The sequence below is a fragment of the Caballeronia sp. LjRoot34 genome, assembly GCF_964253815.1.
GTDB lineage: Bacteria > Pseudomonadota > Gammaproteobacteria > Burkholderiales > Burkholderiaceae > Caballeronia.
In genome coordinates, this window is the sequence record NZ_CAXUSB020000001.1 from 394,531 (window position 1) to 409,433 (window position 14,903).

At 60.6% G+C, this 14,903-nt stretch carries 10 protein-coding genes; 8 read left to right on the top strand and 2 right to left on the bottom strand.

The annotated features are described in order from the left end of the window. Positions 1 to 13 precede the first annotated feature (13 nt). The 5 genes from ACSQ36_RS01810 to ACSQ36_RS01830 all read left to right on the top strand — a co-directional run bounded on the left by ACSQ36_RS01810 (position 14) and on the right by ACSQ36_RS01830 (position 7,155). Positions 14 to 613: a TetR/AcrR family transcriptional regulator gene (locus ACSQ36_RS01810; protein WP_213765810.1), complete on the top strand. Its 600-nt coding sequence runs from the start codon at positions 14 to 16 to the stop codon at positions 611 to 613. An 87-nt stretch (positions 614 to 700) separates the two neighbouring features. Continuing rightward, entirely contained in the window at positions 701 to 2,488 is a 1,788-nt protein-coding gene (locus tag ACSQ36_RS01815) for an acyl-CoA dehydrogenase C-terminal domain-containing protein (protein WP_436180715.1), read from the top strand. 84 nt (positions 2,489 to 2,572) lie between these two features. Beyond that, positions 2,573 to 5,008, top strand: coding sequence for a 3-hydroxyacyl-CoA dehydrogenase/enoyl-CoA hydratase family protein (locus tag ACSQ36_RS01820; RefSeq protein WP_436180716.1), 2,436 nt, complete (start codon positions 2,573 to 2,575; stop codon positions 5,006 to 5,008). Positions 5,009 to 5,101: 93 nt separating this feature from the next. Further along, positions 5,102 to 6,301, top strand: a complete 1,200-nt coding sequence (locus tag ACSQ36_RS01825) for an acetyl-CoA C-acyltransferase (RefSeq protein ID WP_436180717.1) — start codon at positions 5,102 to 5,104, stop codon at positions 6,299 to 6,301. A gap of 89 nt (positions 6,302 to 6,390) precedes the next feature. Beyond that, positions 6,391 to 7,155 (top strand): enoyl-CoA hydratase, encoded by a 765-nt coding sequence (locus tag ACSQ36_RS01830; RefSeq protein ID WP_213765814.1) that lies wholly within the window; start codon positions 6,391 to 6,393, stop codon positions 7,153 to 7,155. Between the two features lie 96 nt (positions 7,156 to 7,251). Here the strand turns inward: ACSQ36_RS01830 and fdhD are convergent, their stop codons facing one another. Then, entirely contained in the window at positions 7,252 to 8,100 is an 849-nt protein-coding gene (fdhD, locus tag ACSQ36_RS01835) for a formate dehydrogenase accessory sulfurtransferase FdhD (protein WP_213765815.1), read from the bottom strand. Positions 8,101 to 8,304: 204 nt separating this feature from the next. Here fdhD and ACSQ36_RS01840 point away from each other — a divergent pair, with 204 nt between their 5' ends. Beyond that, the gene (locus ACSQ36_RS01840) at positions 8,305 to 8,781 is read left to right on the top strand and encodes a nitrate reductase associated protein (RefSeq protein ID WP_436180718.1); all 477 of its coding nucleotides are present in this window, start codon (positions 8,305 to 8,307) and stop codon (positions 8,779 to 8,781) included. A 370-nt stretch (positions 8,782 to 9,151) separates the two neighbouring features. Next, positions 9,152 to 12,328, top strand: coding sequence for a sensor domain-containing protein (locus ACSQ36_RS01845; RefSeq protein ID WP_436180719.1), 3,177 nt, complete (start codon positions 9,152 to 9,154; stop codon positions 12,326 to 12,328). Here the strand turns inward: ACSQ36_RS01845 and ACSQ36_RS01850 are convergent. After that, positions 12,274 to 12,669: an acyl-CoA thioesterase gene (locus ACSQ36_RS01850; RefSeq protein WP_213765818.1), complete on the bottom strand. Its 396-nt coding sequence runs from the start codon at positions 12,667 to 12,669 to the stop codon at positions 12,274 to 12,276. The two genes, ACSQ36_RS01845 and ACSQ36_RS01850, sit on opposite strands and share 55 nt — an antisense overlap. A gap of 315 nt (positions 12,670 to 12,984) precedes the next feature. Here ACSQ36_RS01850 and ACSQ36_RS01855 point away from each other — a divergent pair, with 315 nt between their 5' ends. After that, a complete protein-coding gene (locus tag ACSQ36_RS01855; RefSeq protein ID WP_436180720.1) occupies positions 12,985 to 14,880 on the top strand; it encodes an ABCB family ABC transporter ATP-binding protein/permease in 1,896 nt (631 codons plus the stop codon). The last annotated feature ends 23 nt before the right edge of the window (positions 14,881 to 14,903 follow it).

Below are 14,903 nucleotides of genomic sequence, written 5' to 3' on the forward strand. Positions count from 1 at the left end.
AACGGTAAAGATCATGCGAAAAGGCGAACAGACACGAGTCGCGATCCTCGATGCTGCGCTGGACCTGGCAAGCAGGGACGGGCTTGAGGGTTTGACGATCGGCTTGCTGGCCGAACGGATGCAAATGAGCAAGAGCGGTGTGTTCGCGCATTTTGGCTCGCGCGAGGATCTTCAGGTGGAGGTGGTGAAGGAATACCACCGTCGCTTTGAAGACGAAGTGTTCTACCCGAGCCTGCGCGAAGCGCGCGGTTTGCCGCGTTTGCGTTCAATGCTGGCGCGCTGGATGGAAAAGCGCATCGAGGAAGTGACAACGGGCTGTATCTACATCAGCGGCGCGGTGGAGTACGACGATCGTGCCGACAGCGCGGTCCGCGAGCAACTCGTGCACAGCGTGACCACCTGGCGAGCGGCGCTGACGCGTGCGATCAACCAGGCGAAAGATGAAGGGCATTTGCGCCCGGACACAGATCCTGCGCTGATGCTGTTTGAACTCTATAGCTTCACGCTCGGCCTGCATCATGATGCGCGTTTCCTGCACTTGCCGGAAGCAGTGCAACTGACGCGGGACGCGCTGGAAAAAACGATTATTTCGTATCAAAGCAACGGCCGTTAGGCGTCGGGCGAATCGGCAGAGGGCATGCTGTAAAGCAGATTCGGCGGCGACCAAGGCTCAAGCTTCCTGGACACTTGGAGAAGAAAAATGGGACAGTACACAGCGCCGCTGCGTGACATGCAATTTGTCTTGCATGAATTGCTCAACGTGGAAGCCGAGGTCAAGAACATGCCGAAGCATGCCGACCTCGACGCGGATACCATCAATCAGGTTCTCGAAGAGGCCGGCAAGTTTTGCGCCGAGGTGCTTTTTCCGCTGAACCGGATTGGCGACCGCGAAGGTTGCACGTACGAAGGCGATGGCGTCGTGCGCACGCCGGCGGGGTTCAAGGAAGCCTACAAGCAATACGTGGAAGCGGGCTGGCCGGCGCTGGGTTGCGATCCGGAATACGGCGGCCAGGGCTTGCCCGCGTTCGTGAACAACGCGCTGTTCGAAATGCTGAATTCGGCGAACCAGGCCTGGACGATGTACCCCGGCTTGTCGCATGGCGCGTATGAGTGCGTTCACGCGCACGGCGCGCCTGAGTTGCAGAAAACGTACTTGCCGAAACTTGTGGACGGTACCTGGACCGGCACCATGTGCCTGACCGAACCGCATTGCGGCACGGATCTGGGAATGTTGCGCACGAAGGCCGAACCGAACAGTGACGGCTCCTACGCCATCATCGGCACGAAGATTTTCATCTCCAGCGGTGAACATGATCTGGCTGAGAACATCGTGCATCTGGTACTGGCTCGTTTGCCGGGCGCACCGATCGGGACCAAGGGCATCTCGCTTTTCATCGTACCGAAGTTCATTCCGACTGACGCGGGCGCTCCTGGTGAACGCAACGGCGTGAAGTGCGGTTCCATCGAACACAAGATGGGCATTCACGGCAATTCAACGTGCGTGATCAATCTGGATAATGCGAAGGGCTGGCTTGTCGGTGAACCGAACAAGGGCTTGAATGCCATGTTCGTGATGATGAACGCCGCGCGTCTGGGCGTCGGCATGCAAGGATTGGGACTGACGGAAATCGCGTATCAGAACTCGCTCGTGTACGCGAAGGAACGCCTGCAAATGCGTTCGCTGACGGGTCCGAAAGCGCCGGAGAAGGCCGCCGATCCGATCATCGTGCATCCGGATGTTCGCCGCATGTTGCTCACGCAAAAAGCCTACGCCGAAGCGGGCCGCGCGTTCACGTACTGGGCTGCGCTGAACATCGATAAAGAACTGTCCCACGCCGATGAATCCGCGCGTAAAGACGCCGCCGATCTCGTCGCGCTGCTCACGCCGGTCATCAAGGCGTTCCTGACGGACAACGCGTTCGAAGGGACCAACATGGGCATGCAGATCTACGGCGGCCATGGCTTTATCTCCGAGTGGGGCATGGAGCAATACGTCCGCGATGCCCGCATCAACATGATCTACGAAGGCACGAATTCGATTCAGGCTCTGGACCTGCTCGGCCGCAAGATCCTCGGCGACATGGGCGCGAAGCTGAAGAAGTTCGGCAAGCTCGTCACCGACTTCGTGGAAGAAGAAGGTGTGAAGCCGGAGATGCAGGAGTTCATCAACCCACTCGCGGATATCGGCGATAAGGTGCAGAAGCTGACCATGGAAATCGGCATGAAGGCGATGCAGAATCCCGACGAAGTCGGCGCCGCTTCCGTGCCGTATTTGCGTACTGTCGGGCACTTGGTGTTCTCGTATTTCTGGGCGCGCATGGCACGTATCGCGCTGGATAAGGAAGCCGAAGGCGATCCGTTCTACAAAGCGAAGCTCGCCACCGCGCGGTTCTACTTCGCCAAGCTGCTGCCTGAAACGGCATCGACGATTCGCGCTGCGCGCGCCGGATCGAAGACGCTGATGGACTACGACGAAGCCTTGTTCTAGGCCTCTTTTGCACTGCGCTACGTCATCTACGTTTTGAATGGCGTGGCGCATCGTCTTTTCGAATACCTCTCCCGGAGACACAACGTGAGCAATCTGAACATACGCAAGGTGGCCGTGCTCGGCGCCGGCGTGATGGGCGCGCAGATCGCTGCGCATCTGATCAACGCCCAGGTGCCAGTCCTGCTGTTCGACCTGCCGGCTAAAGAAGGTCCGAAGAACGGCATCGCGTTGAAAGCGATCGAGAATCTGAAGAAGCTGTCGCCCGCGCCGTTCGGCGTGAAAGACGACGCGCAATACATCCAGCCCGCGAATTACGACGATGACATCGAGAAGCTGAAAGAGTGCGATCTCGTGATCGAAGCCATCGCCGAGCGTATGGACTGGAAGCACGACCTATACAAGAAGGTGTCGCCGTATATCGGTGAAAAGGCGATTTTCGCGACGAATACGTCGGGGCTGTCGATTACGGAGTTGTCGAAGGGTTTTTCGGACGAGTTAAAAGCGCGTTTCTGCGGCGTGCACTTTTTCAATCCGCCGCGCTACATGCACCTGGTCGAACTGATCCCGACCGATACCACGCAACCGCAGATCCTCGACCAACTCGAGACGTTCCTGACGAGCGTGGTGGGTAAGGGCGTCGTGCGGGCGAAAGACACGCCGAATTTCATCGCGAATCGCGTGGGCGTGTTTTCGATTCTCGCGGTGATCGCGGAAGCAGAGAAGTTCGGACTGCGTTTCGATGAAGTCGATGACTTGACCGGTGCACGTCTCGGCCGCGCGAAATCGGCGACGTTCCGTACGGCGGATGTGGTCGGTCTCGACACCATGGCGCACGTCATCAAGACGATGCAGGACAACCTGCCGGACGATCCTTTCCTCGCGTTGTATGAAACGCCGGCCGTGCTCGCCGGTTTGGTAAAGAACGGCGCGTTGGGGCAAAAGTCGGGCGCTGGTTTCTACAAGAAGGAAGGCAAAGTAATCAAGGTGTTGGACCCGAAGACGGGAACGTACGTGGATGGCGGCGGCAAGGCGGATGAACTCGTCGGCCGTATCTTGAAGCGTCCGCCGGCGGAACGCTTGAAGCTTTTGCGTGAGTCTGAAAACCCGCAAGCTCAGTTCCTGTGGTCCATTTTCCGCGATGTGTTCCATTACATCGGTGTGCATCTGGAATCTGTTGCAGACAATGCCCGCGATATCGATCTCGCTATCCGCTGGGGTTTCGGCTGGAACGAAGGTCCGTTCGAAAGCTGGCAAGCGGCTGGCTGGACGCAAGTGGCGAAGTGGGTGCAGGAAGATATCGATGCAGGCAAGGCGTTGTCGAAAGCGCCGTTGCCTTCGTGGGTGTTCGACGGTCCGGTGGCCGAGAAGGGCGGCGTGCATACGGCTGAAGGATCGTGGTCGGCTACGGCTTCTAAATTCATTCCGCGTTCATCGCTTGATGTTTATAACAAGCAGGTGTTCCGCGCACCGCTGATCGGTGAAGCGGGTATCGATCCGAAGACCTACGGCAAGACGCTGTTCGAAACCGATGCCGTGCGCGCCTGGGTCGATGACCGTGCAGGCGAAGACGACGTTGTGATCGTGTCGTTCAAAAGCAAGATGAACACGATTGGACCGTCGGTGATCGAAGGTTTGACGAAAGCGATCGAACTCGCCGAAGCCGATTACAAGGGCGTCGTGATCTGGCAAACGTCCGCGTTGAAGCTCGGCAATCCGGGCGGCGCGTTCTCGGCCGGTGCGAATCTCGAAGAAGCCATGCCCGCGTTCATGATGGGCGGCGCGAAGGGGATCGAACCGTTCGTGAAGAACTTCCAGCAAGGCATGTTGCGCGTGAAATATGCGAGCGTGCCGGTGGTGGCCTCCGTGTCGGGTATTGCGCTCGGCGGCGGTTGTGAACTCGCGCTGCATTCTGCGAAGCGCGTGGCGCACATCGAAAGCTATATGGGGTTGGTGGAAGTGGGTGTGGGTCTCGTGCCGGCGGGCGGTGGTTTGAAGGAAGCCGCGTTGCGCGCAGCGAGCGCGGCCAGCGCCGTGAATGCAACCAGCGATCTTTTGAAGTTCTTGCAGAAGTCGTTTGAAAACGCCGCGATGGCGAAGGTCTCAGCATCGGCGCTGGAAGCACGCGCGATGGGGTATCTCAAACCGTCCGACACGATCGTTTTCAACGTCCACGAATTGCTCGATATCGCGAAGAAGGAAGCGCGGGCTCTTTCGGCAGCCGGTTATCGTGCGCCGTTGCGTGCCACGCAAATCCCCGTAGCAGGACGCTCGGCGATCTCGACCATCAAGGCGTCGCTCGTGAATATGCGCGATGGCCGTTTCATCAGCGACCACGATTTCCTGATTGCGAGCCGTATCGCGGAAGCGGTGTGCGGCGGCGATGTGGAAGCAGGCAGTCTCGTCGATGAGGAATGGCTGTTGGCGCTGGAGCGTCGCGCGTTTGTCGACCTGCTTGGCACTGCAAAGACGCAGGAACGGATCATGGGCATGTTGCAAACCGGCAAGCCGGTTCGTAACTAACGCGGGCAACTTAACATTTGCGTTGACCGGAGTAAGGCGCTAAAGCGCCAACTCCAGCCGACACGCCAACTCTGGTCAACAAAGGAGCTGCAAATGAGCAAACAAGTGCAGGACGCATATATTGTCGCCGCGAGCCGGACGCCTATCGGCAAGGCGCCGCGTGGCATCTTCAAGAACACACGCCCCGACGAGCTGCTGGTCCACGCGATTCGTTCAGCCGTGGCGCAACTGCCGGGGCTGGACACGAAGCTGATTGAAGACGCGATCATCGGTTGCGCGATTCCCGAAGGCGAGCAAGGGCTGAACGTGGCGCGCATTGGCGCGTTGCTGGCCGGCTTGCCGAACACCGTGGGCGGGGTGACCGTGAACCGGTTTTGCGCCTCGGGCGTGACCGCGTTGGCGATGGCCGCCGACCGGATTCGCGTCGGTGAATCGGACGTGATGATTGCGGGCGGATGTGAATCGATGAGCATGGTGCCCATGATGGGCAACAAGCCGTCGTTGTCGCCGCATATCTTCGATCGTGACGAGAACGTCGGCATTGCTTACGGCATGGGCCTGACGGCAGAACGCGTGGCCGAGCGCTGGAAGATCAGCCGCGAAGCGCAGGACGCGTTCTCCGTGGAATCGCATCGGCGGGCTTTGGAAGCTCAACGCACCGGTGAGTTCAACGATGAAATCGCGGCGTTCACGCTGAACGAACGTTTCCCGGATCTGGCAACGGGTGAGATTCGCGTCAACGCACGCGAGATCAAGAACGACGAGGGCCCGCGCGATGGCACGACCATGGAAGGGCTCGCCAAACTGCGCCCCGTCTTCGCCGCGAAGGGTTCGGTCACGGCGGGCAATAGCTCGCAGACCTCCGACGGTGCAGGCGCGTTGATCGTGGTCAGCGAGAAGATCCTGAAGCAATTCAACCTGACGCCGCTCGCGCGTTTTGTGAGTTTCGCAGTGCGTGGCGTGCCGCCGGAAATCATGGGCATCGGGCCGAAGGAAGCCATTCCTGCCGCGTTGAAAGCGGCGGGTTTGACTCAGGACGATATCGACTGGATTGAACTGAACGAAGCGTTCGCGGCGCAATCGCTGGCTGTGATTCAGGACCTCGGACTTGATCCATCGAAGATCAATCCGCTTGGCGGCGCGATTGCGTTGGGTCATCCGCTTGGCGCGACCGGCGCCATTCGTGCCGCGACCGTGGTTCACGGCTTGCGTCGGCGCAACCTGAAGTACGGCATGGTGACCATGTGCGTGGGAACGGGCATGGGCGCGGCGGGCATTATCGAACGGATGTAAGCGGGTAGCGCTAAAACGTAGAACGACGGTTCGCGCGCCATCCGGTTCGCGAACCGTTTCTTCATTCAGGATTCGTTCAGGAGACGAGAATGGACATCATCACCGAACACGTCGACGGCGTGCTGAGCATCACCATCAACCGTCCGGCCCGCAAGAACGCGCTGACGGCCGCGATGTATCAAACCATGGCCGACGCTTTCTTCGATGCTGAAAACGATCCGGCCGTGCGTGTGGTGCTGATTCGCGCCGTGGGCGATACGTTCAGCGCGGGCAACGATATCGAGGACTTCATGAAGGCGCCGCCGGCAAAGCAGGACGCGCCCGTGTTCCAGTTCCTGCGCCGCATCAGTACCGCGCAGAAACCGGTGGTGGCGGCGGTGGCGGGCGGGGCTGTGGGTATCGGCACGACGATGCTGCTGCATTGCGACCTGGTCTACGCAGCGTCTACAGCGAAATTCGCGTTGCCGTTCGTGCAGCTTGGGTTGTGTCCGGAGGCGGCGTCGAGTTTGTTGTTGCCGCGCATTGCGGGTTATCAGCGGGCGGCGGAGAAGCTGCTGCTGGGCGAACCATTCGATGCAAACGAAGCCGCGAACATGGGCATCGTGAATCGCGTTTTGCCGGCGGAAGAGGTGGACGACTTCGCGCTGAAACAGGCGAAGAAACTCGCGGCATTGCCGGCGGCATCGCTGAAGGCGACCAAGGCGTTGATGAAGGGCGCTCAGGCGACAGAAGTCAGCGCGCAGATGGCGGCAGAGGCGGAGCACTTCGCCCACATGCTGACCGCGCCCGAGGCGAAGGAAGCGTTCACGGCGTTCTTCGAGAAGCGCAAGCCGGATTTCAGCCGGTTTAATTGATGACCGGCTTGGGCTCGCGGATAAACCGAGGGCTCAAGTTCCGGTGTTGTAGACGGGGTGGCTTGAAGCACGCCAGGGCTTTGCTCAACGCTTCGCTCAACGTGTGGCGCCGTCCGCGTGCCCATACTCCACGAACCCGTTCTCCCGCGCAAAACTCACCAGCCGCAACCCCGCCTTTTCCGCGATGGAAATAGCCAGCGACGTAGGCGCGGAAATAGTGACGAGCATCGGCACACCGACCCGCGCCGATTTGCGCACGAGTTCATAGCTTGCCCGGCTCGAAAGGAATACGAAACCTTGCGTGGTATCCACCCGTTGAAGCACCAGATGCCCGATCAGTTTATCGAGCGCGTTGTGGCGTCCCACGTCCTCGAACGCGTATTTGACCGCGCCGCTTTCGTCGCACCAGGCGGCGGCGTGCAATCCACCGGTCAGCTTCGATAACTGCTGATGCGCCGGCAATTCATGCGCGGCGTGAGCAATGGCGTCATCTGCAAGACGGTTCAAAAAACCCGTGTCAGGCACACGCTCTGGCTGCAGATCCAGCAAGTCGATACTCTCGATCCCGCACACCCCGCAGCCCGTTCGACCGGCTAATGCCCGTCGCTTCTGCTTCAGCGCGACAAACGCCTGCTGCACCACCTGCAGATGCACTTCCGCGTGCGGCAAGGTGTCGCTGGCGGGGGTATCGTGGAAAAATACCTCGATGTCGTGAATGTCACTGCCACGCTCCACAATGCCTTCCGTCAGCGAAAAGCCCACCGCGAACGCTTCCAGGTCGCGCGGCGTGCACATCATGACCGCGTGCGAAATGCCGTTGTAGACCAGCGCGACGGGCCATTCCTGGCCGACGTCGTCGGCGGCGTCGCGTATTTCGCCCAGCCGGTGGCGCCGTACGGACCGTTGTACGTAGCCGGGCTGGTCGTCGATGTCTGTGTCATTCATTGCATGGCTCACTTGCTGATTGCTTTCGATGTCGCGTTTTAGCCGCTTTAAGCGACTTCCCATCAGCATTTACGAGATAAATTCGGGCATAACCCTTGCTCCTTTATGGGGCAGCAGACACACTACAAGCCGTTCAAGGCCCTACGATAACCTACCGCGGCCTCACTCGCTTTCCTTGTCCATTACGCCAACGAGGCACCTGCCATGGCACTTTACGACGCTCCGCGCCTGTTCGGATTCGAACTGGAGTCGACTGAGAATCTGAGCTTCATTCCGCTCGTCGTGCGCTTTAACCTGGACCGTTTCGGCCAGATCATTTCGCTCGATCAGTGGAGACGGCTGCCGCACAGCGACCGCGAACTGCTCGCGCGTTTTCCTGTTGAAGACGACGCCGCGATCGAACCCAATTTCGACCGGGCGCTCGCCGAGATGCTTCGAACCCACGCCGACGCAACGCCGGAGACATTCGCACCCGATGGCGATCCGATCTGGGCGCACACCGACGTCGTGCCTGAAACCGTGATTCGCCAGAGCAGTTTGTGCGGGATCGGCTCGCCGAGCCTGGGTCGATGGTCGGAGCTTTCGCCGTTCCAGCGTTACGCGTTGGCGAAGTTATCGCGCAAGGCCGAAGTCAACCACGACTTCGTTCCGGCGATGCGAGAGTTTGGCCTAGCCGATTAAGTGGTTACTTGCGTCCACAGACGGGGCTGCTGGCGGCCGAGGGGCGCTAGCGGGCATCTGAGGAGTGTCCGCGTATACAACCCGGGCGGGATCGAAACCGCGCTGGGTGGAAATCGTTAGCGCGCGAGATCAGATTTTCCGCCGGGGAACCGTAGTCTGCCAGTTGCACCCACCCGAATACCGACATGGGCCGTCGCATGCCGTACGCTGCGCTTGGCCTCCACCGGCTACCCTTTAAAAGGCGCCTTTTAAGCGCTTACCCTAAATTCCCCTCCGCTCCTGCCGATAATCAACTATCGATACACGGAAATCGATGCGAAGACACGCGCCCAGTCTTCCCAGCCCCGCCTCCCGGACGGCGATCGAACCCATGAACTCATTCTTTTCCCGCCGTCTGCTGGTGAACCTGGCTGTCGTTCTGATCGCCATGGGGGCGAACGCGTTCGTCGCATACCAGCAAATCGACCGGCAAAGCGATGCCGACGCGCGTACGCGCCGCTCGCTCAGCCTGATGCGCGACCTCGACGCGTACCGCAGCGCTCTTGGCGAAATCCTCCCGGAAATCAGCTGGTACGAGGCAAGCGGCGTGCTTACGGCGGCAGACGTGCGCGAGGCGCGTGCAGAACATATCAACGCGCTGGAAAGCGGCCTGCGCGCCCAGCTCGATTACGAACCCGACATGCAAGGCGCGTTCTACCTGCTCGGCGAAAGCGCGCGCATCGCGAAACGCGACGGTCAATCGGCGTTCGAACGCGCCGCCATAGACGCGCCTGGCGCGGCCCGCGACTGGACCCGGCAAGCCGTCCGCCGGCTCGCCGAAGACCAGCTATCGCTTGATGTCGAACTGGCGGTGCTGCGCGCGAGGGAAGCCGATTCGCTCGCGGCCACGCTCAATGAATCCGCGGTAGCGTCCAGCCGCGCAGTGTTCTTGCTGATCCTCACGATGCTCGCCGGCGGCGGCGCGCTGATCTACACCTTCGCGCGCCACGAGAAATCGGCGCGCGACAAGTTGCGCATTGCCCGGGCAATGCAGCGCAGCAACGAGCGTTTCCGCGATTTGTTCGACGCGCATCCGGTACCCATGTGGATTGTCGACGCCGCGACGTATCGCTTCGTGGCGGTGAATCCAGCGGCGCTTGCGCATTACGGTTACAACGAACTCGAATTCCTGTCGATGAGCATGCGCGACCTGCACGCCGACGACGACTTCGACCGGTTCGCGACACTTCTCGCGCGCCACAAGGGCAATCAGCCGCGCCAGACCGGCGCGCAACGGCCGGCGGGCGTCTGGCGGCACAAGCGCCGGGACGGCGCGCAGGTGAGTGCTGATATCTCATCGCACGCACTGACCTATTCGGGGCATCCCGGCATTTTCATGCTCGCCAACGACGTCACCGATCGCATCAATGCCGAGACCGAGGCGCGGCGTTCGAAGCAGATGCTGGAATCGCTTATCGACAATATTCCGCAGCGGATCTTCTGGAAGGACCGCGAATCGCGTTATCTGGGCTGCAATTCCGCCTTTGCCCGCGATGCCGGTCTCGCGAGCAAGGAACAGGTGGTCGGCATGACCGACGCCGAGCTGCCCTGGTGGCGCTCGGCGGAGCAACTTCGTGACGACGATCTCCAGGTCCTCGCGACCGGTCAGCCGCTGATGAACGTGGAATGCGACGTTGAGCGCGACGACGGAGTGCGTGCGTCGATTACCAGCAAGATGCCGCTGCTCGACGGGGCGGGGCGCATTATCGGCGTGCTGGGTTCGTACGACGACACGACCGAGCGCAAGCGCGCCGAACTCGCGCTGCGCCTGCAAAGCCGCGCGCTGGATGCCTGCGTGAACGCCGTGCTGATCACCGGCACGAGTGCTACGGGCAACGTGATCGAATACGCGAATCCGGCGTTCAAGCGCATTACGGGTTACGACCCGGCCGATATCGTGGGTCGCGATTGCCGTTTCCTCCAGCGCGACGATCTCGACCAGGAAGGTCTTGAGGCAATCCGTATGGGTCTCGCCGCGAACCGCGAAGCGAGTGCGGTGTTGCGTAATTATCGTAAGGATGGCGTACTATTCTGGAATCAGCTGTTCATCGCGCCGGTGCCGGATGCGCAAGGCCGCACGACGCATCACGTCGGCGTGATCAACGATGTCACCGAAGTCGTCCGCTATCAGGAGCAGCTCGAATATCAGGCGAACTACGACACGCTTACGCGGCTGCCCAACCGCAATCTCCTGCGTCAACGGCTACAACACGCGATTGATCGGGCACGCCGCGAGGACAACACGGTGGCCGTGGTTTTTGTCGATCTCGATGGTTTCAAGAACGTCAACGACAGCCTGGGCCATAGCGTAGGCGACCGGTTGCTCGCGGTGGTCGCCGAGCGGCTGGCGCGTTGCGGCCGCGCCGGCGATACGGTCGCGCGCCACGGCGGCGACGAGTTCGTGATCGTGCTCCCGGACATGGCCGGCGAAAGCGCGCTGATTGCCTGGATGGAGCGCGTGCGAACCGCCATTTCGGACCCGGTATGGCTGGATGGAACGGAAATGTACGTGGGCTGCAGCATCGGCGCGAGCCTGTTTCCGCAAGATGGCGACGACGCCGAAACCGTGCTCAAGAAGGCCGATATCGCGATGTATCGCGCGAAGGACATGGGACGCAACACGTACCAGTTCTATCAGCCGGAAATGAATGCGAGCGTGGGGGCGCGGATGGACGTCGAGCGGCGTTTGCGGCGGGCGTTGCGCGACGGCGAATTCCTGCTGCACTACCAGCCGCAAGTGGAGCTGGCGACGGGCGAGATTGTCGGCATGGAAGCGCTCGTGCGCTGGATGGACCCGGAGTTCGGGCTGGTCTCGCCGGGCGCGTTTATTCCGGTGGCCGAAGAATGCGGGCTGATCGGGCCATTGTCCGAGTGGGTGCTGCGCGAGGCATGCCGGCAAAACAAGGCATGGCAGGATGAGGGATTGCCGCCGGCGCGGATGTCGGTGAATCTGTCGGCGCGGCAATTCCAGCAGCGCGATATCCGCGTACTGGTGACGTCCGTGCTGGAGGAAACGGGTCTTGCGCCGCATTACCTGGAAATCGAGCTCACCGAGAGCGCCATCATGAACAACGGGGAAGACGCCGTCACCACGTTGTCGGAGCTGGCGGCGCTCGGCATCAGCATTGCCATCGACGACTTCGGGACCGGGTATTCAAGCCTCAGTTATCTGAAGCGCTTTCCGGTGGACCGGTTGAAGATCGACCGCTCGTTTGTTGCGGATATCGGTACATCGGGAGGCAATGAAACGATTACTTCAGCGATCATCGCGCTGGCTCACTCGCTTGAGTTGCAGGTGATCGCGGAGGGCGTGGAGACGGCGGCGCAACTGGACTTCCTGGTTGCTCGCGATTGCGACGAGATGCAGGGCTTCTTCTTCTCGCCGCCGCTGCCGGCCGGCGAGATTCCCGCGCTGTTGCTGAAGAGCGGGACCAGCCCGCGCCCCGGTTCCGATCAGTCCAGGACGGGCAACGCGCGCGGACGGCGGTCGCTGTCGGTGGCAACGTAGGTCAGCGTGGCCTCCGTGACCTTCACCACGTCTTCTGCCAGGCTCATGCGCTGCGCGTAGACCTCGACCGATACCGTCACCGACGTATTGCCCGTCTTCACGATATCCGTATAAAAGCTCAGCAGATCGCCGACAAACACCGGCTGCTTGAACACGAACGAATTCACCGAGATGGTCGCCACGCGCCCGTTCGCGCGCCGGCTGGCCGGGATCGATCCGGCGATGTCCACCTGCGCCATGATCCAGCCGCCGAAGACGTCGCCGTGGACGTTGGCATCGGACGGTTGCGGCACCACGCGCAGCGCGACCGGTTTGTTCGGGAGTTGCAAAGATTGGGTCACGAGCGGATTTCCATGAAAGAGTGAGGGATGCCGGCGGTCAGCGCGCCGATGCACCTTCTGCGACAATGCAGGATTAAATGATGTTGCTGGCGCTCGAACGAGTCTGGTTTGAATCTGACTTGTCCACACCCGTTTCAGCGTGCTTTTACGGCGTTTAGCGCAGGTTTGACTGATTGTTGCCGACGCCGGGAAACATCGAATTGTACGGGAAAGCCCGCATTTTGAGATGGGCGCCCGTCCCGCGATACCTCGCTCGTCCGACACCGTTTGGCACCCTGTGACCCTGCGGCGCGGACCTCTGCAGACCTCGAATCCATGCGCCGCAACTCTCCCTCCGAACCGGTTCCTATTGCGAAAGGCCCGCGTAACGACTGGCAGACCATTCTCTCGCTGCTGCCGTACCTGACTACGTACAAATGGCGCGTCGGTTTTGCGCTGACCTGCCTGATCGGCGCGAAAGTCGCGAATCTGGGCGTGCCGATCGTGATGAAAAAGGTCATCGACAGCCTCAGTTCTATCCAGCATCTGACCGCGCTCGGACGCGCGCAGGATTCCGCCGCGATCATCCTGGTGAGCGGCGTCGGCCTGCTGGTCGTGGCTTACGCGGTCGTGCGCCTGTCCACGTCGCTCTTCACCGAGTTGCGCGAAATGCTGTTCGCGAAGGTCACGGAAAGCGCCGTGCGGCAACTCGCGCTGAAAGTGTTCCGGCATTTGCATTCGCTGTCGCTGCGGTTTCATCTCGACCGGCAGACCGGCGGCATGTCGCGGGATATTGAACGCGGCACGCGCGGCATTCAGCAACTCGTTTCATATTCGCTCTACAGCATCCTGCCGACACTCGTGGAAGTCGGCCTCGTGCTCGGATTTTTTGTCGCGAAATACGAAGCGTATTACGCGATCGTCACGTTGATTGCGCTGGTGACGTACATCGTGTTCACGATCAAGCTCACCGAATGGCGCACGCACTTCCGGCGCACGATGAACGAACTCGATTCGAGGGCGAATTCGCGTGCCATCGATTCATTGTTGAATTACGAGACCGTGAAGTATTTCGGCAACGAAGAGTGGGAAGCGCAGCGTTACGATGAAAACCTGAGGCGCTATCGCACGGCGGCCATTCGTTCGCAGCGGTCGTTGTCGGTGCTTAACTTCGGGCAGCAATTCATCATTGGCACGGGGCTCGTTTTCATTCTCTGGCGCGCGACGCAAGGCGTTATTGCAGGGCATCTGACGCTCGGCGATCTCGTGCTGATCAACACGTTCATGCTGCAGTTGTATATCCCGCTGAATTTCCTGGGCGTGGTGTATCGCGAGCTCAAGCAGAGTCTCACCGATATGGACCGCATGTTCACGCTGCTCGGCGCCGGGCGTGAAGTGCCGGACGTGCCGAATGCTCCGCCGCTGGTCGTGAAGGGTGCGGAGGTGCGGTTCGAGAACGTGAGCTTTTCGTATGAACGCGCGCGGCCGATCCTGCATGGCGTCGATTTCACGATTCCAGCGGGGACGACGACGGCAGTGGTCGGTCATAGCGGTTCAGGCAAATCGACGCTCGGCCGTCTGCTGTTTCGTTTCTATGATCTCGACCGTGAGCAAGGCGGCCAGATTCTGCTGGACGGCCAGGATATCCGCGATGTCGCGCAGGATTCGCTGCGTGCGGCCATCGGCATCGTGCCGCAGGATACGGTGCTCTTCAACGATTCGATCTACTACAACATTGCGTATGGCCGGCCCTCGGCTTCACGCGATGAAGTGATCGCGGCGGCGCGGGCAGCGCATATTCATGAGTTCATCGAAAGTTTGCCGGCGGGGTATGAGACGCCGGTGGGTGAGCGCGGGTTGAAGTTATCGGGCGGGGAGAAGCAGCGCGTGGCTATCGCGCGGACTTTGTTGAAGAACCCGCCGCTCCTCATCTTCGATGAAGCCACGTCCGCGCTCGATTCGAAATCGGAACGGGCCATTCAGCATGAGCTGGATCTGATCGCACAGGAACGGACGACGTTGATCATTGCGCATCGGTTATCGACGGTGGTTCATGCGCAGCAGATTATCGTGATGGATCACGGGCGGATTGTGGAGCGCGGGACACATGCGGAATTGATACGCGCCGGTGGGTTGTTTGCGCAGATGTGGGCGCTGCAACAGCAGAAGGCAGCGGAGCCGGAAGAGGGTGCGAATGATGTAGTGGAGGTGGGCGAGCCGGCACGGGCTTGAAGCGCCGTGACATCCGGAAAGGC

Bases quoted from the DNA above. Each gene is read 5' to 3' on its own strand.
- ACSQ36_RS01855 (WP_436180720.1), top strand. From the start codon at position 12,985: ATGCGCCGCAACTCTCCCTCCGAACCGGTTCCTATTGCGAAAGGCCCG.
- ACSQ36_RS01830 (WP_213765814.1), top strand. From the start codon at position 6,391: ATGGACATCATCACCGAACACGTCGACGGCGTGCTGAGCATCACCATC.
- ACSQ36_RS01825 (WP_436180717.1), top strand. From the start codon at position 5,102: ATGAGCAAACAAGTGCAGGACGCATATATTGTCGCCGCGAGCCGGACG.
- ACSQ36_RS01845 (WP_436180719.1), top strand. From the start codon at position 9,152: ATGAACTCATTCTTTTCCCGCCGTCTGCTGGTGAACCTGGCTGTCGTT.
- fdhD (WP_213765815.1), bottom strand. From the start codon at position 8,100: ATGAATGACACAGACATCGACGACCAGCCCGGCTACGTACAACGGTCC.
- ACSQ36_RS01840 (WP_436180718.1), top strand. From the start codon at position 8,305: ATGGCACTTTACGACGCTCCGCGCCTGTTCGGATTCGAACTGGAGTCG.
- ACSQ36_RS01815 (WP_436180715.1), top strand. From the start codon at position 701: ATGGGACAGTACACAGCGCCGCTGCGTGACATGCAATTTGTCTTGCAT.
- ACSQ36_RS01810 (WP_213765810.1), top strand. From the start codon at position 14: ATGCGAAAAGGCGAACAGACACGAGTCGCGATCCTCGATGCTGCGCTG.